This window comes from Pseudomonas sp. GW821-FHT09H03 (assembly GCF_059415945.1).
In genome coordinates, this window is sequence record NZ_JBWKOF010000009.1 from 64,349 (window position 1) to 88,457 (window position 24,109).

Annotated in this window: 25 protein-coding genes; 12 read left to right on the forward strand and 13 right to left on the reverse strand. The window is 61.1% G+C overall.

All coding sequences use genetic code 11. The features are described 5' to 3' along the window. Window positions 1-71 precede the first annotated feature (71 nt). The 12 genes from nrdR to AC07OG_RS14680 all read left to right on the forward strand — a co-directional run bounded on the left by nrdR (window position 72) and on the right by AC07OG_RS14680 (window position 8,928). The gene (nrdR, locus tag AC07OG_RS14625; protein ID WP_003228656.1) at window positions 72-536 is read left to right on the forward strand and encodes a transcriptional regulator NrdR; all 465 of its coding nucleotides are present in this window, start codon (window positions 72-74) and stop codon (window positions 534-536) included. Continuing rightward, window positions 533-1,666, forward strand: a complete 1,134-nt coding sequence (ribD, locus tag AC07OG_RS14630) for a bifunctional diaminohydroxyphosphoribosylaminopyrimidine deaminase/5-amino-6-(5-phosphoribosylamino)uracil reductase RibD (protein ID WP_495067348.1) — start codon at window positions 533-535, stop codon at window positions 1,664-1,666. Before nrdR ends, ribD begins: the two co-directional genes overlap by 4 nt. A gap of 47 nt (window positions 1,667-1,713) precedes the next feature. Beyond that, a complete protein-coding gene (locus tag AC07OG_RS14635) occupies window positions 1,714-2,379 on the forward strand; it encodes a riboflavin synthase (protein WP_060543218.1) in 666 nt (221 codons plus the stop codon). 31 nt (window positions 2,380-2,410) lie between these two features. Next, a complete protein-coding gene (gene ribBA / locus AC07OG_RS14640; protein WP_060543219.1) occupies window positions 2,411-3,502 on the forward strand; it encodes a bifunctional 3,4-dihydroxy-2-butanone-4-phosphate synthase/GTP cyclohydrolase II in 1,092 nt (363 codons plus the stop codon). A gap of 91 nt (window positions 3,503-3,593) precedes the next feature. Next, on the forward strand, window positions 3,594-4,070 hold the full coding sequence (ribH, locus tag AC07OG_RS14645) for a 6,7-dimethyl-8-ribityllumazine synthase (RefSeq protein WP_003228649.1): 477 nt from the start codon (window positions 3,594-3,596) through the stop codon (window positions 4,068-4,070). Continuing rightward, window positions 4,067-4,567, forward strand: coding sequence for a transcription antitermination factor NusB (gene nusB / locus AC07OG_RS14650; RefSeq protein ID WP_008053839.1), 501 nt, complete (start codon window positions 4,067-4,069; stop codon window positions 4,565-4,567). Before ribH ends, nusB begins: the two co-directional genes overlap by 4 nt. A gap of 24 nt (window positions 4,568-4,591) precedes the next feature. Further along, a complete protein-coding gene (gene thiL / locus AC07OG_RS14655) occupies window positions 4,592-5,557 on the forward strand; it encodes a thiamine-phosphate kinase (protein ID WP_495067349.1) in 966 nt (321 codons plus the stop codon). Then, window positions 5,554-6,057, forward strand: coding sequence for a phosphatidylglycerophosphatase A family protein (locus AC07OG_RS14660; RefSeq protein ID WP_060543221.1), 504 nt, complete (start codon window positions 5,554-5,556; stop codon window positions 6,055-6,057). Before thiL ends, AC07OG_RS14660 begins: the two co-directional genes overlap by 4 nt. Window positions 6,058-6,111: 54 nt before the next feature. Further along, window positions 6,112-6,849 carry a substrate-binding periplasmic protein gene (locus tag AC07OG_RS14665; protein WP_495067350.1) on the forward strand — a complete coding sequence of 246 codons (738 nt, stop codon included), beginning with the start codon at window positions 6,112-6,114 and terminating at the stop codon, window positions 6,847-6,849. Window positions 6,850-7,094: 245 nt separating this feature from the next. Beyond that, on the forward strand, window positions 7,095-7,712 hold the full coding sequence (gene ribA, locus AC07OG_RS14670; protein WP_060543223.1) for a GTP cyclohydrolase II: 618 nt from the start codon (window positions 7,095-7,097) through the stop codon (window positions 7,710-7,712). Continuing rightward, on the forward strand, window positions 7,709-8,128 hold the full coding sequence (locus AC07OG_RS14675) for an MFS transporter (protein ID WP_495067351.1): 420 nt from the start codon (window positions 7,709-7,711) through the stop codon (window positions 8,126-8,128). The genes ribA and AC07OG_RS14675 overlap by 4 nt, the downstream gene beginning before the upstream one ends. Beyond that, window positions 8,128-8,928: a cobalamin-binding protein gene (locus AC07OG_RS14680; protein ID WP_495067352.1), complete on the forward strand. Its 801-nt coding sequence runs from the start codon at window positions 8,128-8,130 to the stop codon at window positions 8,926-8,928. The genes AC07OG_RS14675 and AC07OG_RS14680 overlap by 1 nt, the downstream gene beginning before the upstream one ends. Before the next feature lie 109 nt (window positions 8,929-9,037). Here AC07OG_RS14680 and AC07OG_RS14685 read toward each other — a convergent pair whose 3' ends face one another. The 13 genes from AC07OG_RS14685 to exaC all read right to left on the reverse strand — a co-directional run bounded on the left by AC07OG_RS14685 (window position 9,038) and on the right by exaC (window position 24,055). Continuing rightward, window positions 9,038-10,921: a TonB-dependent receptor domain-containing protein gene (locus tag AC07OG_RS14685; RefSeq protein WP_495067353.1), complete on the reverse strand. Its 1,884-nt coding sequence runs from the start codon at window positions 10,919-10,921 to the stop codon at window positions 9,038-9,040. A gap of 166 nt (window positions 10,922-11,087) precedes the next feature. Beyond that, window positions 11,088-12,986: a 1-deoxy-D-xylulose-5-phosphate synthase gene (gene dxs, locus AC07OG_RS14690; RefSeq protein ID WP_495067354.1), complete on the reverse strand. Its 1,899-nt coding sequence runs from the start codon at window positions 12,984-12,986 to the stop codon at window positions 11,088-11,090. 91 nt (window positions 12,987-13,077) lie between these two features. Beyond that, on the reverse strand, window positions 13,078-13,965 hold the full coding sequence (gene ispA, locus AC07OG_RS14695; protein WP_060543228.1) for a (2E,6E)-farnesyl diphosphate synthase: 888 nt from the start codon (window positions 13,963-13,965) through the stop codon (window positions 13,078-13,080). Next, window positions 13,962-14,204: an exodeoxyribonuclease VII small subunit gene (locus tag AC07OG_RS14700; protein ID WP_007970180.1), complete on the reverse strand. Its 243-nt coding sequence runs from the start codon at window positions 14,202-14,204 to the stop codon at window positions 13,962-13,964. The genes ispA and AC07OG_RS14700 overlap by 4 nt, the downstream gene beginning before the upstream one ends. 641 nt (window positions 14,205-14,845) lie before the next feature. Further along, window positions 14,846-15,592: a LexA family transcriptional regulator gene (locus AC07OG_RS14705; protein ID WP_060543238.1), complete on the reverse strand. Its 747-nt coding sequence runs from the start codon at window positions 15,590-15,592 to the stop codon at window positions 14,846-14,848. Between the two features lie 229 nt (window positions 15,593-15,821). Then, the gene (ppa, locus tag AC07OG_RS14710) at window positions 15,822-16,349 is read right to left on the reverse strand and encodes an inorganic diphosphatase (RefSeq protein ID WP_003205933.1); all 528 of its coding nucleotides are present in this window, start codon (window positions 16,347-16,349) and stop codon (window positions 15,822-15,824) included. A gap of 113 nt (window positions 16,350-16,462) precedes the next feature. Then, the gene (locus tag AC07OG_RS14715; RefSeq protein WP_060543239.1) at window positions 16,463-17,272 is read right to left on the reverse strand and encodes a M90 family metallopeptidase; all 810 of its coding nucleotides are present in this window, start codon (window positions 17,270-17,272) and stop codon (window positions 16,463-16,465) included. A 4-nt stretch (window positions 17,273-17,276) separates the two neighbouring features. Beyond that, window positions 17,277-17,933: a DedA family protein gene (locus tag AC07OG_RS14720; RefSeq protein ID WP_218425430.1), complete on the reverse strand. Its 657-nt coding sequence runs from the start codon at window positions 17,931-17,933 to the stop codon at window positions 17,277-17,279. 233 nt (window positions 17,934-18,166) lie between these two features. Then, window positions 18,167-18,628 (reverse strand): GNAT family N-acetyltransferase, encoded by a 462-nt coding sequence (locus AC07OG_RS14725; protein WP_060543241.1) that lies wholly within the window; start codon window positions 18,626-18,628, stop codon window positions 18,167-18,169. A gap of 113 nt (window positions 18,629-18,741) precedes the next feature. Beyond that, window positions 18,742-19,566 (reverse strand): ethanolamine ammonia-lyase subunit EutC, encoded by an 825-nt coding sequence (gene eutC, locus AC07OG_RS14730; RefSeq protein ID WP_495067355.1) that lies wholly within the window; start codon window positions 19,564-19,566, stop codon window positions 18,742-18,744. Window positions 19,567-19,574: 8 nt separating this feature from the next. Then, the gene (locus AC07OG_RS14735) at window positions 19,575-20,969 is read right to left on the reverse strand and encodes an ethanolamine ammonia-lyase subunit EutB (RefSeq protein ID WP_060543242.1); all 1,395 of its coding nucleotides are present in this window, start codon (window positions 20,967-20,969) and stop codon (window positions 19,575-19,577) included. A 98-nt stretch (window positions 20,970-21,067) separates the two neighbouring features. Further along, complete coding sequence (gene eutH / locus AC07OG_RS14740) at window positions 21,068-22,348, reverse strand: ethanolamine utilization protein EutH (RefSeq protein ID WP_495067356.1); 1,281 nt, start codon at window positions 22,346-22,348, stop codon at window positions 21,068-21,070. Between the two features lie 186 nt (window positions 22,349-22,534). Continuing rightward, entirely contained in the window at window positions 22,535-24,055 is a 1,521-nt protein-coding gene (exaC, locus tag AC07OG_RS14745) for an acetaldehyde dehydrogenase ExaC (RefSeq protein ID WP_495067357.1), read from the reverse strand. Window positions 24,056-24,109: the final 54 nt, after the last annotated feature.

Consider the following 24,109-nt stretch of genomic DNA (forward strand, 5'->3'; position numbering starts at 1 on the left):
GCAAACCCTATGGCTTGTCTTGCCACGGGGATGCGCTACCATGGCCCTCCCTTTTTTTGTTGCCTGCCACCATGCACTGTCCCTTCTGCGGTGCCAACGACACCAAGGTCATCGACTCACGTCTGGTCGCCGAGGGCGAACAGGTGCGCCGCCGGCGTGAATGCCTGGCCTGCGGCGAGCGTTTCACGACGTTCGAGACGGCTGAACTGGTGTTGCCGCGCCTGATCAAAACCGACGGCAGTCGCCAGCCGTTCGACGAAGAAAAGCTCCGCGCCGGCATGCAGCGCGCGCTGGAAAAGCGCCCGGTGAGTGTCGAGCGCCTCGAATCGTCGCTGGTGCACATCAAACACAAACTGCGCGCCACCGGCGAACGCGAGGTCAAATCCCTCGTGGTCGGCGAACTGGTGATGGCCGAGCTGCAAAAGCTCGACGAAGTCGCCTATATCCGTTTCGCTTCGGTGTATCGCCGCTTCCAGGACCTCAACGAGTTCCGCGAAGAGATCGATCGCCTGGCCCGTGAGCCGGTGAAAGAATGACCTCGCCCGCAGAGCTTGCCATCCTCGACGCTCATTTCATGGCCCGTGCCCTGGAACTGGCGCGCAAAGGTCATTACACAACCCACCCCAACCCTCGGGTTGGCTGCGTGATCGTGCGTGACGGGCAGATCGTCGGCGAAGGCTGGCATGAGCGCGCCGGTGAGCCCCATGCCGAAGTCCACGCCTTGCGTGCCGCCGGTGCACAGGCCCGGGGCGCCACGGCATACGTGACCCTCGAGCCCTGCAGCCACCATGGCCGCACGCCGCCCTGCGCCGATGCGCTGGTCAATGCCGGTGTCGCGCGGGTAGTGGCGGCAATGCAGGATCCGAACCCGGAAGTGGCCGGTCGCGGCCTGCAACGTCTGGCCCAGGCGGGCATCGCCACCGATAGCGGCGTGCTGGAAAGCGAGGCGCGCAAACTCAATCAAGGCTTCCTCAAGCGCATGGAACACGGCTTGCCGTTCGTGCGGGTCAAGTTGGCCATGAGCCTGGACGGTCGTACGGCGATGGAGAGCGGCGAGAGCCAATGGATCACCGGTCCGGCGGCGCGTTCTGCGGTACAACGTCTGCGCGCCCAGGCCAGTGTGGTGCTGACCGGCGCCGACACGGTGCTGGCGGACAACGCCCGTTTGACCGTGCGTGCCGATGAACTGGGTCTGGATGCCGCGCAAACTGCCCTGGCCATGAGCCGGCCGCCGCTGCGCGTATTGGTCGACGGTCGTTTGCGGGTGCCGCTGGATGCGCCGTTTTTCAAGGCCGGCCCGGCGCTGGTCGCCACTTGCGTGGCGGTTGAAGAGCAATACGCCAACGGCCCGGAATGCCTGATCGTGCCTGGCTACGATGGTCAGGTCGACCTGCGTCAGCTGCTGGTCGAACTTGCCGCTCGCGGAGTCAATGAAGTGTTGGTCGAGGCCGGCCCGCGTCTGGCCGGAGCTTTTGCTCAGCTCCGATTGGTGGACGAGTTCCAGATTTTCATTGCCGGCAAGTTTTTGGGCTCTTCGGCGCGGCCGCTGCTGGACTGGCCGCTCGTGCAAATGAAGGATGCGCCCGAGCTCAAAATTACCGAAATTCGCGCGGTTGGCGATGACTGGCGGGTCACTGCCATTCCTTCGCCAGCAGCGAGCGTATAATTCCCGGCCATCGCTATAGCGCTGGCCTTGTTCTCGAGGAGAACCCCATGTTCACCGGCATCATCGAATCCATCGGCAGTATTCGTGCATTGACCCCTAAAGGTGGAGATGTGCGGGTCCACGTAGCCACCGGCAAGCTCGACCTGAGCGACGTCAAGCTGGGCGACAGCATCGCGGTCAACGGCGTGTGCCTGACAGCGGTTGAACTGCCGGGCAACGGCTTCGCTGCCGACGTCAGTCGCGAAACCCTCGACTGCACCGCCATGAATGACCTGAAAAGCGGCAGCCCGGTCAACCTGGAAAAAGCCCTGACCCCGACCACTCGCCTCGGCGGGCACCTGGTCAGCGGCCATGTCGACGGCGTGGGCGAAGTGGTTGCCCGTACCGAAAACGCGCGTGCCGTGGAGTTTCGCATCCGTGCGCCAAAAGATCTGGCCAAGTACATTGCCCATAAAGGCTCGATCACCGTCGACGGCACCAGCCTGACCGTGAACGCGGTCGATGGCGCCGAGTTCATGCTGACTATCATTCCGCACACCCTGAGCGAAACCATCATGGCGTCGTACCAGCCAGGCCGCCGGGTGAATCTGGAAGTGGACTTGCTGGCCCGTTACCTGGAGCGCCTGTTGCTCGGCGACAAGGCCGCAGAGCCAGCATCGGGCAGCAACATTACTGAAAGCTTTCTGGCCCAAAACGGCTACCTCAAATCCTGAAGCTCTAATTTCGAAAGAAGGGGGGTGCCTTGTGGCGCTCAATAGCATCGAAGAACTGGTTGAAGACATCCGCCAAGGCAAGATGGTCATCCTCATGGATGACGAAGACCGCGAGAACGAAGGCGACCTGATCATGGCCGCCGAGTGCTGCCAGTCCGAGCACATCAACTTCATGGCCAAGCACGCCCGTGGCCTGATCTGCATGCCGATGACCCGCGAGCGCTGCGAAACGCTCAAGCTGCCATTGATGGCACCGCGCAACGGTTCCGGTTTCGGCACCAAGTTCACCGTTTCCATTGAAGCGGCCACCGGCGTGACCACCGGCATCTCCGCCGCCGACCGTGCGCGCACTGTCCAGGCTGCCGCTGCCCGTGATGCCCGGGCTGAAGACATCGTCAGCCCCGGCCACATCTTCCCGCTGATGGCCCAGGCCGGCGGCACCCTGGCTCGTGCTGGCCACACCGAGGCCGCCTGTGATCTTGCGCGCATGGCCGGTTTCGAGCCCAGTGGCGTGATCTGCGAAGTGATGAACGACGACGGCACCATGTCCCGTCGCGCCGAACTGGAAGCCTTCGCTGCAGAACACGACATCAAGATCGGCACAATCGCCGACCTGATTCACTACCGGATGATCCACGAACGTACCGTTCAGCGGATTGCCGAGCAGCCGCTGGACAGCGAACTGGGCCAATTCAACCTGGTGACCTATCGTGATTCCGTGGAGGGCGATGTGCACATGGCCCTGACCCTGGGCACTGTCTGCGCTGAAGAACCGACCCTGGTCCGTGTGCACAACATGGACCCGCTGCGCGACCTGTTGATGGTCAAGCAACCGGGCCGCTGGAGCCTGCGCGCCGCCATGTCCGCGGTTGCCGAGGCCGGTAGCGGTGTGGTGCTGCTGCTCGGTCACCCACTCGATGGCGACGTGTTGCTGGCGCATATCCGCGAAACCGCCGATCACACAGCGGTGAAAAAACCGACCACCTACAGCACTGTGGGTGCCGGTTCGCAGATCCTGCGTGACCTCGGCGTACGCAAAATGCGCCTGATGTCGGCACCAATGAAATTTAATGCGATATCCGGTTTCGATCTGGAAGTTGTAGAATACGTGCCCTCCGAATAATGACCGGTTGTTCCCGGCCTTGAATTCGCGGTTCAAATATCACCGAGGGACGCGTACGAGACGCGTCCCGGCTCTTTAAGAGATCTATCGAATGACCCTGAAGACCATCGAAGGTACCTTCATCGCCCCTAAAGGCCGCTACGCTCTGGTAGTGGGCCGTTTCAACAGTTTCGTCGTTGAAAGCCTGGTCAGCGGTGCAGTTGATGCCCTGGTTCGCCACGGCGTGAGCGAAAGCGACATCACCATCATCCGCGCACCTGGCGCCTTCGAAATCCCGCTGGTTGCGCAGAAAGTCGCTCAGAAAGGCGAGTTCGCAGCAATCATCGCCCTGGGCGCGGTCATTCGTGGCGGTACTCCGCACTTCGAATACGTGGCTGGCGAGTGCACCAAGGGCCTGGCCCAGGTCTCCATGGAGTTCGGCGTTCCGGTCGCTTTCGGCGTCCTGACCGTTGATTCCATCGAGCAAGCCATCGAACGTTCCGGCACCAAGGCCGGTAACAAAGGCGCCGAAGCTGCCCTGTCCGCCCTGGAAATGGTCAGCCTGCTGGCGCAGTTGGAGGCCAAGTGATTAGCGACGAAAGCGATCGTTTCAACCCGCGCGATCCAAAGCCTGCGGACGCCGGCAAGCCATCGAAAAGCGTCAAGCGTCGCGAAGCCCGTCAGCTCGCGACTCAGGCGCTGTACCAATGGCACATGGCCAAGCAGTCGCTGAACGAGATCGAAGCGCAATTCCGGGTCGATAACGATTTCACCGATGTCGATGGTGCCTACTTCCGCGAAATCCTCCACGGGGTTCCGCAGTTCAAGACCGAAATCGACACTGCACTCACGCCTTGCCTGGACTTGACCATCGAAGAGCTGGACCCGGTTGAACTGGCGGTTCTGCGCCTGTCCACCTGGGAACTGCTCAAGCGCGTCGACGTGCCGTACCGCGTTGTGATCAACGAAGGTATCGAACTGGCCAAGGTCTTCGGTTCCACCGACGGCCACAAGTTCGTCAACGGTGTGCTCGACAAGCTGGCCCCGCGTCTGCGTGAAGCTGAAGTGAAGGCGTTCAAGCGCTAACCTGCGCTTGAATCCAGTGTCCTGATGGGCGAGTTTGAGCTGATCCGCAATTTCTTCGCCGCCGCGCCTTGTGCGCAGGGCGGCGAAGGCGTTGCCCTCGGGATCGGCGATGACTGCGCCTTGCTGGCTGTTCCTCCCGGGGAGCAGTTGGCGATTTCCACCGACACCCTCGTGGCCGGTGTGCATTTCGCCGACCCCTGCGATCCGTTTCTGCTCGGTCAGCGCTCGCTGGCCGTGGCCGTCAGCGACCTGGCCGCCATGGGCGCCACCCCCGTTGCCTTTACCCTTGCCCTGACCTTGCCGACGGTGACTGCCGATTGGCTGCAAGCCTATGCCCGTGGTTTGAACCTCATGGCGCAAAGCTGCGGCGTGGCACTGGTGGGCGGCGATACCACCCGCGGGCCGTTGAGCCTGACCATGACGGTGTTCGGCCGTGTGCCGGCTGGATTGGCCCTGACCCGCAGCGGCGCGCAACCGGGCGACCTGTTGTGTGTCGGCGGTGAGCTGGGCAATGCCGCTGGCGCCTTGCCGCTGGTGCTCGGCCAGCGCAGCGCTGAAGCGGCCACTGCCGATCCTCTGCTGGCGCATTACTGGTCGCCGCAACCGCAGCTTCGCCTGGGGCAAGCCCTGCGTGGCAAGGCCACTTCAGCGCTGGACATCTCCGATGGCCTGCTCGCTGACTGTGGACATATCGCGCTGGCATCGAAGGTTGGCATTGAGGTCGAGCGCGATCGTTTGCCGTTGTCCAGGGCGCTGGTTGCATTCCTTGGCCAAGCGGCTGCCCAAGACGCTGCGCTCAGCGGTGGTGACGATTACGTGCTGGCTTTTACCTTGCCGTCCGTCGAGTTGCCGCTGTTGCTGGCGGATGGCTGGCCGATCCATGTGATCGGGCGAGTGGTGGACGGGCAGGGCGTAACGCTGCTGGATGCCGATGGACAAGACATCACCCCGCAAACCCGGGGTTATCAACATTTTCGGGAGTCACCGTGACAGATCACCCCAAGCAGGTCCCGGCGGAATTCGTACCGCCGTCGGTCTGGCGTAACCCGTGGCATTTTCTGGCGTTCGGCTTCGGCTCGGGCACCTTGCCAAAGGCTCCGGGAACCTGGGGTTCGTTAGTTGCGCTACCCTTTATCCCGTTATGGCAGATGATGCCCGACTGGGCTTACTGGCTGATGCTCGGCATCACCATGCTGTTCGGCTTCTGGCTGTGCGGCAAAGTGGCCGACGATTTGCGCGTGCACGACCACGAAGGCATCGTCTGGGACGAGATGGTCGGGATGTGGATCACCCTGTGGCTGGTGCCGGAAGGTTGGCAATGGCTGCTAGCGGGTTTCCTGATGTTCCGCTTCTTCGATATTCTCAAGCCGTGGCCGATCCGCTGGATCGACCGGCATGTGCATGGTGGCGTCGGGATCATGCTCGATGACGTCCTGGCCGGGGTGTTTGCCTGGTTGGCGATGCAGGGGCTGGTGTGGTTTTTCAACTGACCAGACGGATGGCCAGGGGTTAATCAGGAGAACTGTCAGTCGGGAGAACTAAGGATGGCTCTGCGCGGGATATTGGTACTGCTGTTTGCGGTGTTTTGCTCTTTCGCCCGGGCGGGAGACGTCGACACTCCGCCATCGGTGATTCAACTGGCGAGCGAAGAGTGGGAAGACTACACCGCCGCTGATGGTCATGGATTGGCTTGGGACGTGCTGCGACACGTCTTCGAACCGGCAGGCGTGAAGGTGAATATCCGCACCGAGCCCTACTTGCGCTCCGTGGGCCTGGCCGAGCGCGGCGAGGTCGACGCCTGTGTCGGTTCCTACCGTGACGAGTCCAGCGAAGTGCTGTATCCGCGCTGGAATTTCGATACCGATCATATCTACGCCCTGGGGCTCGCCAGCACTCCGGTGCCGACCTTACAAACCCTGGGCAACTACCGGCTGGCCTGGGTCCGCGGCTACGGCTACCAGCATTACCTTCCCAACGTGCGTCGCTATGACGAAGTGATGCGGCGAACCGGCATCGTGTCGATGCTGACCCGCAATCGCGCCGACTTCTACATTGATGCACTGACAGAAGTCGATTACGTCATGAGTCGCGCCAAGGATCCATCGCAGTTACGCCGCAGCCATATTGCGGAATTGCCGCTGTATCTGTGTTTCGCCAAGACCCCCAAGGCTCGCGCCCTGATGGCATTGTTCGACCAGCGCATGGAGCAACTGGTGAAAAACGGCGAGCTCAAGCCCGTCTTCGAGCGCTGGAAACAGCCTTATCCGTTTGATTCAAACTGACCATAGTCTGGTGGCGGACGATAATCCTGTGGGAGCGAGCCTGCTCGCGATAGCGGTGTATCAGTCAATTCATGTGTCGACTACCATTGCGCCATCGCGAGCAGGCTCGCTCCCACAGGGTTTTAGGGGGGTGAATATCAAACATTTAGATCGTTATGGCCGATAATTCAGCCTAAGCGTCGGCTGGAACCTGCTGTTACAATGCCGGCTTTGCGAACTACAGACTTTAGATCAGGAGCACAACGGTGCCTGTCGTTTTTGTCGCCGCTTCCAAGCTGCCAACGCCTTTTGCGCAATTCACCATGCATGGCTTTCTCGATGAAGCCTCCGGCCGCGAGCACGTCGTGCTGAGCCTGGGTGAGTTCGCCGACGGTGCCCCGGTACTCGGCCGGCTGCACTCCGAATGTCTGACCGGCGACGCCTTGTTCAGCCAGCGTTGCGACTGCGGCTCGCAACTTGAAGCCGCGTTGCAGGCCATCGCCCGCGAAGGTCGTGGCGTGTTGCTTTACTTGCGTCAGGAAGGCCGTGGCATCGGTCTGCTGAACAAAATCCGCGCGTATGAATTGCAGGACGGCGGCGCCGATACCGTTGAAGCCAACGAGCGCCTGGGCTTCGCGGCCGATCAGCGCGACTACGCCATGTGCCTGCCGATGCTGGAGCACCTGGGCGTCAAATCCCTGCGCCTGATGACCAACAACCCGCGCAAGGTCAAAGCCTTGACCGACATGGGCATCGTGGTTGCCGAGCGTGTGCCGCTGCATACCGGTCACAACCCGCACAACAAGCTGTATCTGGCGACCAAGGCGAGCAAACTCGACCACATGATGGGCAATGAACATCAGGGTGAGGTAGACCGGGCGTGACCCGCGGTCAGGTCCGGCGGCGACTGTCCGTCAACTGGTGGCAATACCTGGCGCTGGCGTTGTTGCCGCTGTTGGTGATCAACGCGGTGTTTGGTCAGGGTGAGGCGATTCTGCCGGTGCTGGCGATGCCGTTGTTCATCGCCGGCGTAGCCTCGATGTTTGTCAGCCTGAAGTTCTTCGGCGGCTACAAGCACGCGCTGATCGCTACCCAGAAAGCCCTGGACACTCCTGAAGAGCCCGCTGCCTGGATCAGTCTCGCCGCCAAACGTCGTACGGCCTTCCTGGCCGCCGGGCTGCCCGCCTGGATTGGTGCCCTGGCGGTTTTCGTAGGCCTCGAAGCTGTGCCGCTGATGCTGCTGGCACTGTCGACCGCGGTGTTGTTCTACCTTTACCGTATTCCGCGTCAACTCGGTTGATGCGCGCTGTCTGGCTGGCGGTTTTGCTGCTGGCGGCCAGCGGCCCGGCAGTGGCGGTCGAACGGGTTGTCAGCCTCGCGCCATCGCTCTCGGAGATCGTCGTTGAACTGGGTTCCGCCGACCTCCTGGTCGGTGTGCTGGACGCCGGTGAACGACCTGCCGAACTCAAGAACCTGCCCTCCGTTGGCCGCTACGGCCAGTTGGACATGGAGCGCCTGGTCAGTCTGAAACCCGATCTGTTGCTGTTATGGCCCGTTAGCGTCGGCCCGGCCCAGCGTGACCAGCTCAAACGCTTGAACATCCCGACCTACGTTGCCGAGCCCCATAATCTGCAACAACTCACCGCGCAGATCGAGGCCATCGCTGCCCAGCTCGGTCGGGCTGAGCGTGGAACTTCGTTGGCCGGCGATTTGCGCCGGCGCCTGGATGAATTGCGTCAGCGCTATCGACGGGACACGCCGTTGCGGGTGTTCTATCAGGTCTGGGACCGCCCGTTGTACACCGTTGGCGGCGGACAGATCATCAGCGATGCGCTCGAGGTTTGCGGCGCGCGGAACGTGTTCGGGGACCAGACATTGCCGGCACCGCAGGTCAGCGTGGAAGCCGTGTTACAGCGTAATCCCGAGGTGATCCTGGCCAGCGATCAGGTCCAGCTCGATGCGTGGCAGGCCTGGCCGCAGGTGGCGGCGGTAGCGCAGGGGCAGTTGCGACTGGTGACCGATAAAGGGCTGGAGCGGCCGAGTGGGCAGATGATTGAAGCGACAGCAAAACTCTGCCACTTGATCGCGCCCGAGCGCTGAGACCGAGGCGTCTGCAATCGCGGGCAAGCCCGTTCCCACAGGATCGCGCTAAACCTGTGGGAGCGGGCTTGCCCGCGAAGAGGTCTATGCAGGCGATACAAATTTCAGATCAGATCTCCGGTGTCCAGCTCACCCCGAACATCCACGCCCGACCTTCCTCACGATACCCATACTGATTGCCGTCATGGCTGTACATCGCCCGGCTGTAACCCTTGTCCAGCAGGTTGTCGACCTTGAGCTCCAGCTGGATTTCACGATTGAGCTCCCATCTGCTTCGTAGCCCCAACAACGCATACCCAGCCAACGACTGCTGGTTGTTCACGTCGTCATAGCTGCTGCTGACCGCCTGCCAACTGGCGCCGAGACCGAGGCGATCGAACTGCCGATCCAGATCCAGGCTCAGGGTGCGCCGGGCGCGTCGGGCCAGGGTGTGGCCGGTGTCGCGGTCGCGCGGATCGATGATCGCCACGCCGAGGTTGCTCTGCCAGCCGAACAGTTCCTGCTTCAACGCCGCTTCGAAGCCGTTGATCCGCGCCGAAGCGACGTTCTCCGGGCGCGAATTGCTGCCGAAGATGATCGCGTCTTGCAGGTCTGTGCGGTATAGCGAGGCCTCCAGGCGACTGTTTTCGCTCAACTGGCTGCGCCACTGTAACTCGTAGCTTTTCGAGGTTTCAGGCTTCAGGTCGGGGTTGCTGAAGTCGGGGTAGTACAGGTCATTGAAGGTCGGCGCGCGGAAGCCTTCGCTGTAGGTCAGCAGTACTTCGTTATCCGGGTTCAGCGGCAGGGTAAAGGTGCCGCTCCAGGTATTTTGGCTGCCAAATTGCTGGTTATCATCGTGACGCAGGCCAAGTTCAGTGGAGAAACGGTCGGCCTGATAGCGATGCTGGATAAACGCCGCGCGGTTCCAGCGGCTGTCTTCATCGTACGCCGTACTGCTGTTGACCCGGTCCTCATACCAGTCGCCACCAACCATCAGGCTGTTGCGCTCGGTGAGCGTCAGGTCGTTCTGCCAGTTCAGCGAGTCGCGGTAAGTATTGAATACGGTGCGTTCGTCACTGAGCTTGTCGCGGGTCTTTTCGCGGTTTTCGCTGTGACCGAGTTCGACACGGGTTTTCCAGCGTTCATGGATCCGCGCATCGGCGTAGCTGCTGACGCTACTCACATCGAAATCGCTGTAGGGCTGCTGTTGGACCGACTCGAAAGTGGTCATGTCGAAGCGCCCGAACGGGTTGTCGAATTCGCTCTTGCCGCTGTTATTCAGCACATTGGCGCCGACTTCGATGTCATCACTGAGCGCATGACTCAGGCTCAGGCTCAGCGATTTGTTGCGGTACTCGTCGTGGTCGCCATCGCTGGGGTAAGACTCGTGGGTGCGATTGATCCCGGCGGTTTCATCGAGGCTGGCACCGAGATTGAAACGGGTTTTTTCATCGCCGCCGGACAACCCGAGGCTGCGCTCCCAGGTCTGGTTGCTGCCAACGCCCATGTGCAACCGTGGCTGCAGGCCTTGCTCGCCACCGCGTCGGGTGAAGATCTGCACCACCCCGCCAATCGCATCGCTGCCGTAGATCACCGAACGGGAGCCACGCAGCACTTCCACGCGCTCGACCTGTTCGATGTTGAGGTGTTGCAGGTTGCTGTCGCCAGAGGTCGAGCTGCCGATGCGCTGACCGTCCACCAGCACCAGGCTCTGGGCCGATTGCGTGCCGCGGATGTAAACCCCCGGCAGACTGCCGCGCCCTCCGGTTTGCGAGACTTGCACGCCCGGTACGCGACGCAACAGGTCGGTGACGCTGTCGGGTTGCAGGCGATCGATGTCTTCGCGGGTGAACACGGTATTGGCAGCGCTGCTGTCGTTGCGCGCTTCGACCTGGCGGTTGGCGCTGATCAACACGTCGGGCAGTTTCAGGGCCTGATCGCGTTCGAAGGAGTCGGCCAGCAGTGGGCCGGCTGGCAGCAAGGTCAGCGTCAGGGCGAGAGGGGAGAGTTTCATGGCAGTCCGTTGGTACTTGGAGCGAACACATTCTTGAAGGGTTGTACAAAACCAATGTGGGAGCGGGCTTGCTCGCGATGACGGTGTGTCAGTCAATGAAGAGGTGACTGTCAATCCGCTATCGCGGGCAAGCCCGCTCCCACAGGGTTTCGCAAATGTCTGATGTTTAAATGTTCAGCAGTCGCAGGCGCTCGCGAATCGACGCTTCAATGCCTGCTTCATCCAGCCCGCACTCGGCCAGCATCTGCGCAGGCTTGGCGTGTTCGACGTAGATGTCCGGCAAGCCCAGGTGCAGCATCGACTTGAGGATGTTCTCGCGGGCGAGGAACTCGCTGACCGCGCCACCGGCACCGCCCATGATCGCGTTCTCTTCGACGGTCACCAACAACTCGTGGCTGCCGGCGATTTCCCGTACCAGGGCTTCATCCAGCGGCTTGACGAAGCGCATGTCGACCACGGTCGCATCGAGCTTCTCGGCGACGTTCAGTGCTTCGGCCAATTGCACGCCGAACACCAGCAGGGCCACTTTGCTGCCTTGGCGGCGCACCACCCCCTTGCCGATCTCGATCGGTTCGAGGTCTTTCTCGATGGTGGCGTTCGGACCGCTGCCGCGCGGGTAACGCACCGCCGCCGGACCGTTATGCAAGTGACCGGTGGTGAGCATTTTGCGCAGTTCGTTTTCGTCGCTCGGGGTCATGATGACCATGCCGGGGATGCAGCGCAGGTACGATAAATCGAAGCTGCCGGCATGGGTCGGGCCGTCTTCGCCTACCAGACCGGCACGGTCGATGGCGAACAGTACGTCGAGGTTCTGCACCGCTACGTCATGCACCAGTTGGTCGTAGCCACGCTGCAGGAAGGTCGAATAGATCGCCACCACGGGCTTTGCGCCTTCACAGGCCATGCCGGCCGCGAGGGTCACGGCGTGTTGCTCGGCGATCGCCACGTCGAAGTAGCGCTGCGGGAAGCGCTCGCTGAAGTCCACCAGGTCCGAGCCTTCCTTCATCGCCGGGGTAATCCCGACCAGGCGCGGGTCGGCCGCCGCCATGTCGCACAGCCATTCGCCGAACACACCGGAATACTTCGGCCCGCTGGCTTTTTTCGGCGCAGCGGCCGGAGCGTCCAGTGGTTCGAGCTTGGTGATGGCGTGGTAACCAATCGGGTCGACTTCCGCCGGGGCGAAGCCTTTGCCCTTCTTGGTGACGATGTGCAGGAACTGCGGGCCTTTCAGATCGCGCATGTTGCGCAGGGTGGCGATCAGGGTCGGCAGGTCGTGGCCATCGATCGGGCCGATGTAGTTCCAGCCCAGCTCTTCGAACAGGGTGCCGGGGACCAGCATGCCTTTGGCGTATTCTTCGGTACGACGGGCGATTTCCCAGGCGCCGGGCAGGCGCGACAGGACCTTCTTGCTGCCCTCGCGCATGCTTGCGTAGGTGCGGCTGGAAAGAATTTTCGCCAGGTAATTCGACAGCCCGCCGACGTTGCGCGAGATCGACATGTCGTTGTCGTTGAGGATCACCAGCATGTTGGCGTTCACTTCCGGCGCATGGTTCAGCGCCTCGAAGGCCATGCCGGCGGTCAACGCGCCATCGCCGATAACGGCAATGGCCTTGCGCTCACTGTTCTGCAGGCGGGCGGCAATGGCCATGCCCAGCGCTGCGCTGATCGAGGTGCTGGAGTGGCCGACGCCGAAGGTGTCGTACTCACTCTCGGAGCGGCGCGGGAAAGCGGCAATGCCGTCCTTCTGGCGCAGGGTGCCCATGCGCTCGCGACGATCGGTGAGGATCTTGTGTGGATAAGCCTGGTGACCCACGTCCCACACCAGCCGGTCATCCGGGGTGTCGAACACGTAATGCAGCGCGATAGTCAGCTCGATAACGCCCAGGCCGGCGCCGAAATGCCCACCGGTCTGGCCGACCGTGTAGAGCAATTCCAGGCGCAGCTCATCAGCCAGGGTTTCCAGCTCGGCTTCGCCTAACCGGCGCAACCCGTCCGGCGTGTTGGCACGGTCGAGCAGTGGCGTGGTCGGGCGCTTGCGGGGAATCTCATGAAACGTCGTGGGCATCAGGCGAATCGTTATAGGTATAAAAGATGCGGCAGTTTACCTGATGGATCGCACCCTGCCCACGCATAGGTCTTTTTTGGCGGAAACGCCGTCAGCTGCGCCGGTCGACGATATACCGGGCCAGTTCGCGCAACGGCTCGGCCGCCGCGTCAAACGGTCGCAGCGCGTGCAGGGCCTGATCGCGCAACTCCAGAGCGTAAGCCTTGGCGGCGTCGAGACCGAGCAGCGACGGATAAGTCGGCTTATCCCGGGCAATGTCGGCACCCTGGCGTTTGCCGAGGGTTTCGGTATCGCTTTCGACGTCGAGAATGTCGTCCTGGACCTGAAACGCCAGGCCGATGGCCTGTGCATAAGTCTGCAGCGACGTCAGCTCGTCTTCCTCGGCCAGGCCGCTGGCCAAAGCGCCGAGCTTGACGCTGACCTCGATCAACGCGCCGGTCTTGTGCCGGTGCATATATTCGAGGGCTTTCTGATCGAGTTTCAAGCCGACCGAACCGAGGTCGATCGCCTGACCGCCGACCATCCCCGCAGGGCCTGCCGCTTGTGCCAAAGCACTGACCATTTGCAGGCGAATCTCGGCGTCTACCGTGCTCAGGCGCGGATCGAGCAGGGCGGTGAACGCCAGGCTCTGCAAGCCATCGCCGGCCAGGATCGCGCAGGCTTCATCGAATTTCTTGTGGGTAGTCGGCTGGCCGCGACGCAGATCGTCGTCGTCCATCGCCGGCAAATCGTCGTGTACCAGCGAATAGGCGTGGATCAACTCCACCGCACAGGCCGCGCCGTTGGCTTGCTCGGCCTTGCCGCCCAGCGCTTCGCACGCGGCATAGGCCAGCAGCGGACGTACCCGCTTGCCGCCGTTCATCACGCTATAGCGCATGGCCTCGTACAACCGCGCCAGCTCAGGGCTTGGCGCACTGAACAAAGTCTCCAGGGCAGCATTGACGCGGGCCTGGCTGGTCGCCGAATACGTTGCAATCATTCTGGCTGATCCGCGTCGAAGGGTTCCTCGGCCAACTCGCCATCACGCTCGAGCAGCACCTGAACCTTTTGCTCGGCCTGGGCCAGCGCCGCCTGGCAATCACGGGTCAGACCGATGCCTTGCTCGAAAGCGGCCAGCGAATCCTCCAGCGACAATTCGCCATTCTCCAGACGCTCCACCAGCGTTTGCAGGTCGGCGAGGGACTGTTCGAAATCCAGTGCAGCTTTTTTGCGGGCCATGGCGGCGATTTCCGGTTGACGTTAAACCGGCGCGACACTAGCAGACATGGGGTTTATGGGCAAATGAGCGAGGGTGATACGGCCTTGGGTGATATGAGCGGTGGACCCGGGGTCGGGAGCTATTCGGCTCATTTTGTGAGCCGAATAGATCCCTAATCGGCTCACGGCCGCGGAGTGTGTACGGTTGGCCGGTGGAGTTTCAGGCTTGTGGGTGCTGGTGTTTTACACCGAGTGGGTGTCGGTGAATGAGGGTGGTGCGCCCGAGCAAGCAGGGTGGAGAGGGTCAATTGGGTGCGTTGTTGGAAGGAGGCAGTTATCTGTGAGAGACATCACCCAATGGACGATACTTCAGGCATTAAAAAGCCGGCTTGTGGCCGGCTTCTCGGGGACTGGCTTGGTTTATTTTTGGTAAACCGCGCCAGCCTTCAAAACGTACACCCGGATCTTGCGTCCGGCTGTGGGACCTGGCGAGAAAGTCATCTGCCGGTCGATGCGATCTGAACCGCGTTGGGGCGGGTCGATGCGCAAATGTGGGGCGCAGCATACTGATTTTTTTGGGGAATTCCCAGTCTGGTGTGTCGGGTGGGGCGATTTTGCTGGTGTGCGGCCGCAGGTTTCGTCTGCGGCGGCGGGTTGTGCATTTACAGGAAGGGCACTTGTGGCCGCCGTTTATGCAAGGTCGACCACCAGAACACCCAGCCCAATATCCTGATGTTCTGTTCTTCAATCTGTGCCGCCCTGAAGATCTCATCCGGGTACTCGGCGCGGTTATGGCTGCGCAATCGCAGCGCGTTTCCGGGTATTCGATGCAGGTACTTGATGCGCAGCATGCCGTCATGTTCGATGGCGTAGATTTCGCCATCGATAATCTGGGTCAGTCCGCGGTCGATTGCCAGGGTGGAGCCGTCTTCAATTTTCTCGGCCATGCTGTTGCCGATCATCTGCGCGCAGATGGCGTCGATGTGTTTGACTTCCAGGGAGTCGAGGTGGCTGCGGGGCAGGCGGATGGAGTGATCACGATCTTCGATGACGTGGGTTTTGTTGGAACCGGGGGCGGTGACGGCTTCTTTGTAGAAAGGCAATTCGACGTCGGTGGGTTCGACGACCGTGTAGACGCCACGAATGGTCTGGGCGTCGAAGGTATTGCCGCTGTCGTCGAGCAGGCGCAGGTGCCGGGCGTCCTTGGGGCCTTCGCCGGTTTTCAGCCAAGCACTGTTGACGGACAGTTTTCTGGCGACTTCTTCCATGCAGTGGGCGGGCACGCCGCGGGTGTACCAGTTATGTACATTTTGCGGTGCCGTGTCCAGGAAGTCGGCAAATCCTGTGGTCGTGATGTTCGCTGCTTCAAGTAGCTCTTTAAAGCGAGGGCCGCTGGTGTTCTTTTTCATAAACACGAGTCTACTGGCGCGGGATAAGGCTTTGAATAAACGCTATGTTCAAAATCAGCGGGAAATTCGAGACCGGATGTAAGACGCTCTTGGGGAAAATTAAACAGGAAATATCGAGATAAGATCGAATTAAACGTGCTGTGTGGTTGGTGCTTTTTCGCGGCCAAAAAAAACCCCGGCTTAACCGGGGTTCTTCTTGTCGCTAGCAGCTAAAAGCTACTGGCTGTACTTAGCCTTTATAGGCCGCAACCGACTTGGTGATCGCTTCGCGGGCGGCGTCTGCGCCGGCCCAGCCTTCGATCTTCACCCATTTGCCTTTTTCGAGATCTTTGTAGTTCGCGAAGAAGTGCTCGATCTGCTGGATCAGCAGTGGCGGCAGGTCGGTGTATTCCTTCACGTCGACGTATAGCTGGGACAGCTTGTCGTGTGGAACTGCGATGACTTTGGCATCGCCGCCGCCGTCGTCGGTCATGTTCAGGATGCCGACCGGGCGAGCGCGGATGACCGAGCCTGGCGCAACCGGGTAAGGGGTCACGACCAGCACGTCGAGGGGGTCACCGTCGTCAGCCAGGGTGTTCGGGATGTAACCGTAGTTGGCCGGGTAGAACATTGGGGTGGCCATGAAACGGTCAACGAACAGGCAATCGCTGTCTTTGTCGATTTCGTATTTGATCGGCGCGTGGTTGGCCGGAATCTCGATCGCGACGTAGATGTCGTTCGGCAGGTCTTTGCCAGCCGGAATCTTGCTGTAGCTCATTGGGCGTTGCCCCCGTTAGTTGACCAGAAACACTTGGCCGGATTGACCAAAAAGTGGCGGCGATTATAGGCATATTCCTACGGCGACGCCATGTACCAGAGGTCGTGTAGTCATCAGTGAGCCCGGTAGACCGGATCTTGCGCCAGAAGTTGCCGAAGCCGGCCCAGCGGGTCCTGTCGATAGAACAGTTGCAGCTGTTCATAGACCTGTGGATACGCTTCGTGGAGCAGATCCGGGGCGCTGAAGAAGTATTCGCTGGTGACGGCAAAGAACTCGGCAGGGTTTTCCGCGGCGTAGGGGTCGATGGCGGTTTCTGCGTCGGGGTTGCGCTCCAGCTGCCGGTCGAGGTCGTCGTAGGCCTCTTGCATGATCCTGGCCCAATCGCTGACCCGCATGTCGGCGTGCAACGGCGGCAGGCCGTTGGCGTCGCCGTTGAGCATGTCGAGTTTGTGCGCCAGTTCGTGAATCACCAGGTTGTAGCCTTCCCAGCCGCCGCTGGCCATCACGCCCGGCCAGGCGAGGATGATCGGACCTTGCTGCCAGGCTTCGCCGCTGTGTTCGCCGTCCCACTCGTGCTCCACACCACTGGCGTCGCGATGACGCTGGGGGCTGAGAAAGTCGTCGGGGTAGAGAATGATCTCGTGGAAACCCTGATACCAGTTGAGGTCGCCCAGATGCAGCAGCGGCAGTTGCGCTTGGGCGGCGAGCAGCAGGCGTTGTTCCTGGTGCAGTTCGACACCGGGCAGGGCTGTCAGGTGTTTGTCTTCGAGAAACAGTACGCAGGCTTCGCGCAGCCAGCGGTCTTCGGCGGCGCTGATGCCATCGAGAAAGCTCAGGTGATGGCGCACCCGTTGCCACATGTCATCGGCAATCGGGTGCCTGGCCAGGATGCGCCGGCGACGCCAGGCGCTGAGGGACCACATGCTGTCAGCGTGATTCGGCTTTGGGATTGGAGCCGCCGAGACGGCTGCGCACGACGCTGATGATCATTGGCAACAGCGACAGCAGGATGATCCCGACCACCAGCAGCGACAGATTCTGCTTGATGAACGGCACGTTGCCGAAGAAGAAGCCGAGGGTCACCAGGCCGCCAACCCACAAAATGGTGCCGAGTACGCTGAAGGCGAAGAAACGTGGGTACGGCATCTTGCCGACGCCGGCGACGAACGGGGCGAAGGTGCGGATGATGGGCAGGAAACGCGCCAGGGTCACGGTTTTGCCGCCGTGCTTGTCATAGAAATCGTGGGTTTGTTGCAGGTAATCGCGGCGGAATATTTTCGAGTCCGGGTTGCTGAACAGCTTTTCCCCGGCTGTTCGTCCGACCAGGTAGTTGGTGCTGTCACCGAGAATCGCCGCCAGCATCAGCAGGCCGCCGAGCAATACCGGGTCCATGCCGCCACCAGCCGCAACGGCGCCGGCAATGAACAGCAGGGAGTCGCCCGGCAGGAAGGGCATGACCACCAGGCCGGTTTCACAGAAGATCACCATGAAAAGAATCGCGTAGATCCAGGTCCCGTAGTTGGTCACGAGCATGTCGAGGTAGACGTCGAGATGCAGGATGAGATCGATCGGGTTGAAATCCATGGAAAGCACCTATGGTGATGGCCCGGCTCAGCAGGCCTGTGCGGATGACTTCGCGTAAGACTACATGCATGCGTAGTTTATTCTTACAAGCCGGAAAAGGTCGGCATTATACGGGCCGTGAGATGAAAAGCGCGTCGAGATTGTAGCGGGGGATGTTTTCGGGGGGACGGGCAGGGTGGTGCAAAGATCGTCCGAAGGCTCGGGCCGGTTCGGACGATCTCTTGCGAGGCTATTTACAGTTCGTCGCTGATCGGCAGCACGTAGTTCTTGAACTGGGTATCCACCTTGAATCCGATGGATTCATAGGTTTTCTGCGCGACTTCGTTGTTGCTGCTGGTGGAAACGCGCATGCGCACGGCATTGGTTTCCTTGGCCATTTTTTTTGCGGTGCGGATCAGATTGTCGGCGACCAACTGGCGGCGGGCGTCTTCGGCGACAAAGATGTCGTTGAGAATCCACACGCGTTTGAGCGAAAGCGAAGAAAAGCTGGGGTACAACTGACAGAAGCCCATCAGTTTGTTGTTGTCATCATCGGCAAGGGCCAGGTAGATCACCGATTCCTTGCGGCGCAGGCGTTTTTCGAGGAACGCCCGCGACGAGTCCGGGTACGGCAGGGAACCATAAAACTCGCGATATCTGACGAACAAGGGCACTAGCAGGTCCAGGTGTTCGAGGGTCGCTTGAATAATCCGCATCGTAGGTCTCGTCTTCAAGTGGCTGTCTAACGTCATTTGACGGCAACGGGAAACCTTGGCGGCCGCGGAACGATCGTGCCTGAAACCGCCACACAAACGCAATGTGGAACGGTTCAGGTTTGCGATGAGTCGAGTAGAAAGTTGCCTTTGAGCTCTGTGCCCGGGGCTGCTTCCAGCGTTTGCAGTTGCGCTTCGTCCTTCAGATTGACCCCTGAAAGCTGCCGCCGACAGGCTTCGCGCATCAAATAAAGCAAACGATGTGCCGCCACGCCATAGCTCAGCCCTTCAAGCCGGACATTGGAGATGCAGTTGCGCCAGGCATCGGTCAGGCCGACTTTGGGATTGTAAGTGAAATATAATCCCAGGCTGTCTGGCGAGCTGAGGCCGGGGCGTTCGCCGATCAGGATTACGGTCATTTTTGCTCCCAGCAACTCGCCGATTTCGTCGGCGATTGCCACACGCCCCTGTTCCACCAGCATGACCGGTGCCATGGTCCAGCCATCTGCGGCGCTCTGTTCTTCAAGGCGCGCCAGAAACGGCAGGGTGTGGCGATGAACCGCCAATGCCGACAGGCCATCGGCGACCACGATCACCAGATCCACGCCGCCAGGATGGGCGCTAGCGTACTCGCGCATGCGCTGCGCCGACGCATCGCTGAGTTTTCGCCCCAGATCGGGGCGCTGCAGGTAACTGTTGCGATCGATTGCCGCACTGTGCAACAGCAGGCTTTCGCGGCCCTGTTCGGCCAGCTGCGAGCTGAGGGTCGCATGGTCGAATGGCAGGTGCACGGCATCTCGCGCCTGGGCATGGGCGAACTGGAAGTCCAGCTGGGCGCGGGTTGGCAGGCTGGTACCGGTGCGGCCCAAGGCAATTCTTGCCGGGGTCAGGCGGCGCAATTCCAGCCAAGGGTTGTGCGGATCGTAGGGTGGTTTATCCATATCGGCAGTCATCCCAGTTGTGCCAGGGCCTGACGGAAGGCGGCTGGCAAGTTGCTGCCAAACCTGACCTTGCCGTCCGCCTGGGTGAAGATGCCCGTTTTCGCCAGCCATTGCTCGAACTCCGGCGCCGGCTTGAGGCCAAGGGTCTGGCGGGCGTACAGCGCGTCATGAAACGAGGTGGTCTGGTAGTTGAGCATGATGTCGTCAGAGCCGGGAATGCCCATGATGAAGTTGATCCCGGCCACGCCCAGCAGGGTCAACAGGGTGTCCATGTCATCCTGGTCGGCCTCGGCATGGTTGGTGTAGCAGATGTCACAACCCATGGGCACGCCGAGCAACTTGCCGCAGAAATGGTCTTCGAGGCCGGCGCGGATGATCTGTTTGCCGTTGTAGAGGTATTCCGGGCCGATGAAGCCGACTACGGTGTTGACCAGAAACGGTTTGAAATGCCGTGCCACGGCGTAGGCGCGGGTTTCGCAAGTCTGCTGATCGACACCATGATGGGCATTGGCCGACAGGGCGCTGCCCTGGCCGGTTTCGAAATACATCAGGTTCTGCCCCAGGGTGCCGCGATTGAGGCTCAGACCGGCGTCATAACCTTCCTGCAACAGGTTCAGGTTGATACCGAAACTGGCGTTGGCCGCTTCAGTGCCGGCGATCGACTGGAACACCAGGTCCAGCGGTACACCGCGATTGACGGCTTCGATCGAGGTGGTGACGTGAGTCAGTACGCAGGCCTGGGTGGGAATTTCGTAGCGCTGGATAATTGCGTCGAGCATTTCCAGCATCGTGCAAATCGACGCGATGCTGTCGGTGGCGGGGTTGATGCCGATCATGGCATCACCATTGCCGTGCAGCAGGCCATCGAGAATGCTGGCAGCGATTCCGGCCGGTTCGTCGGTGGGATGGTTGGGTTGCAGACGCGTGGACAATCGGCCACGCAGGCCCAGGGTGCCGCGAAACTTTGTGACCACGCGGATTTTCTGGGCCACCAGCACCAGATCCTGTACGCGCATGATCTTCGACACGGCGGCGGCCATTTCCGGGGTCAGGCCGGGGGCCAGCGCGCGCAGGCTGTGTTCGTCGGCGGCGTCGCTGAGCAACCAGTCGCGGAAATCGCCGACGGTGAGGTGGCTGACGATGGCAAAGGCCTGCTTGTCATGGGTGTCGATGATCAACCGGGTAACTTCATCGGTTTCGTAGGGAATCAGCGCTTCCTGCAGGAAGTGACTCAGCGGGATGTCGGCCAGGGTCATTTGCGCGGCCACACGCTCGCCATCGTTGAGCGCGGCGACACCGGCCAGAAAGTCCCCGGAGCGTGCCGGGCTGGCTTTGGCCATGACGTCCTTGAGGTCGTCGAAGCGGTAGGTCTGGGCGCCCACGCTATGGGAAAAACTTGCCATTTCAGTCTCCGTTTCAAATGGGACAGTGCGCTGCCCGGGGCCGGCCGTGGCTGAGCATGCCACGCCCGGTGTGGGCAGCGCACTTCAATGCAGCGGACTCAGGCCGTTGCCTTGGTGCCGTCGGGGTGCAGGGTTTCCGGCAGTGGCAGGCCCAGGTACTCGCCCTTGGCAATGATCCCGGCGGCGCGGTCCTCGGCCTCCAGTTGCAAGGCCTTGGGTACCGACAGCCAATACGCCAGGCCCACGGCAATGAAACCTGCACTTATCTTGCCAATCAGCACCGGCACAATGATGGTGGGCTGGAAGTTGGCGGTGAAGGACAGGTGGTCGCCCAGCAGGAAGGCCGCGCACACGCCAAAGGCAATGTTGATCACTTTGTCTTTGGGCGGCATGAAGCGCACCAGGCGGAACATGGCCAGGATATTGGCGATGGTGGCCAGCATGCCGGCACTGCCAACGGCGCTCAGGCCGATCTTGCTGCCCAGGCTTTCCAGCGGTTTGCCCAGGTATTTGCGCAACAGGTAGACCATCGGGAAGGCGCCGGCCAGCATGATGCCGATATAGCCGGCGGTTTCCAGGGCGCGGGTCTGGTCCTCGGCGTCGGCGATGATCGGGTGGAACCCCCAAGTGCCGAACACCAGGGTGAACACGCCGGTGAAGTACTCGACGATGGAGAACACCAGCACCAGCTTGATCGCCGCGTCCAGGGTGCGGCCGAAAATGATGAAGCCTTTGATCATCAGGTCGGGCAAAAAGCGCAGGCCCAGGGCCAGGGCTACGACGAAGATCAGGATCGGCAACAGGTTGGCGAAGATGCTGCCCAGGCCCAGGGCCAATTGATAGGTGTCTTCGCCGTTGGTCGACACCAGTTCCCGGACCAGCGGGTTGCTGAACGCGAGGATGACACTGGCAATCAGCACGCCCAGGGGGATGGTCAGGATGCCCGACATGATGCCCAGGGCCATGTATTTATGGTCACGCTTGTCGAGCATTGCCAGGCCCATCGGGATCGAGAACACAATGGTTGCGCCGCCCATGAACCCGGTGATCAGCGCCATGACCAGGGCTTCTTTGCTGGCCGCCAGGGCCGAGGCGAGGTGATAGCCGCCCATGTCCGAGGCGATGATCATGGTCGCTGCCAGCGCCGGGTCTGCGCCCAGGGAGCTGAAGAACGGGCCGAAGGCTTTTTCGATGACCACGGTCAGGTAGGGGATGGACGCCATGATCCCCGCCGCTGGCACGAAGATGTGCCCCGTGGCGTGGATACCCTCCATGAATTCTTTACCAAGTCCTTCGTCGCTGTTGTAGATCGCCGCGAAGGCGCCGAGTACGGCGCAGAACATGATGAGATAGAGCACGTAGTTGCCGATCTGATCCAATGCGGACTCCTTCCTTATTGTTGTTTTCAAGCGCGGACGCTGTGTTCACCAAGGGCGCGCGGGCCTTTGCGTTTTTTTGCGTGCAGCCGTGCATCCGGCCGCCGACGGGGGCCGAATGCATTGGACAAAAAATGGGTCTTGCCGGAACAAGCCCCTCCCGGCGACCGAAGTCGCCGGGAGGCTCGATCAGAAGAAGCCCAGCGGATTGATGTCGTAGCTCACCAGCAGGTTTTTGGTCTGCTGATAGTGATCGAGCATCATCTTGTGGGTTTCACGACCGACGCCGGACTTCTTGTAACCGCCGAACGCAGCGTGGGCCGGGTACAGGTGGTAGCAGTTGGTCCACACACGACCGGCCTTGATGGCGCGGCCCATGCGGTAGGCGCGGTTGATGTCGCGGGTCCAGAGACCGGCACCCAGGCCGAACTCGGTGTCGTTGGCGATGGCCAGGGCTTCGGCTTCGTCCTTGAAGGTGGTGATGCTCACTACCGGGCCAAAGATTTCTTCCTGGAACACACGCATTTTGTTGGTGCCCTTGAGCAGGGTCGGCTGGATGTAATACCCGGTCGCCAGGCTGCCCTCGAGTTTTTCCACTTTGCCGCCGGTCAGCAGCTCGGCGCCTTCGCCCTTGGCGATTTCCAGGTACGAAAGGATTTTGTCGAATTGCTGTTCGGACGCCTGGGCGCCGACCATGGTGTCGGTGTCCAGCGGGTCGCCACGTTTGATCGACAGGACTTTTTTCATCACCTCTTTCATGAAGTCGTCGTAGATCGACTCTTGCACCAGGGCGCGAGACGGACAGGTGCAAACTTCGCCCTGGTTGAAGAACGCCAGCACCAGGCCTTCAGCGGCTTTTTCGATGAAGGACGGTTCGGCCTTCATGATGTCTTCGAAGAAGATGTTCGGCGATTTGCCACCCAGCTCCACGGTGGACGGAATGATGTTTTCGGCGGCGCATTTCATGATGTGCGAGCCGACCGGGGTCGAACCGGTGAAGGCGATCTTGGCAATGCGCTTGCTGGTGGCCAGGGCTTCGCCGGCTTCTTTGCCGTAACCCTGGACAATGTTCAGCACGCCGGGTGGCAGCAGGTCTCCGATCAGTTCGACCAGCACGGTAATGCCCAGCGGGGTCTGCTCGGCAGGCTTGAGTACCACGCAGTTGCCGGCAGCCAGGGCCGGGGCGAGTTTCCAGGCGGCCATCAGGATCGGGAAGTTCCACGGAATGATCTGCCCAACCACGCCCAGTGGCTCATGGATGTGATAGGCCACGGTGTTGCCGTCGATTTCGGCAGCGCTGCCTTCCTGGGCGCGGATGCAGCCGGCGAAGTAGCGGAAGTGGTCGGCAGCCAGCGGAATGTCGGCGTTGAGGGTTTCACGCACGGCCTTGCCGTTGTCCCAGGATTCGGTGATTGCCAGCAGTTCCAGGTTCTGTTCGATGCGGTCGGCGATTTTCAGCAGCACCAGCGAGCGCGCCTGGGCGGACGTGGCGCCCCAGGCATCGGCAGCGGCGTGGGCAGCGTCCAGGGCCTTGTCGATGTCTTCGGCCGTGGAGCGTGGGAATTCGGCAATGGGTTGGCCATTCACTGGCGAGGTATTGGTGAAGTACTGACCTTTGACAGGCGCGACGAACTCGCCGCCGATGTAGTTACCGTATTTGCTCTTGAACGAAACGATAGCGCCTTCAGTACCGGGGTGAGCGTAACGCATGATGAGTCTCTCCTTGCTTTTGTGCTTATAGGGAGGTGCGCATGTGCGCTTGTT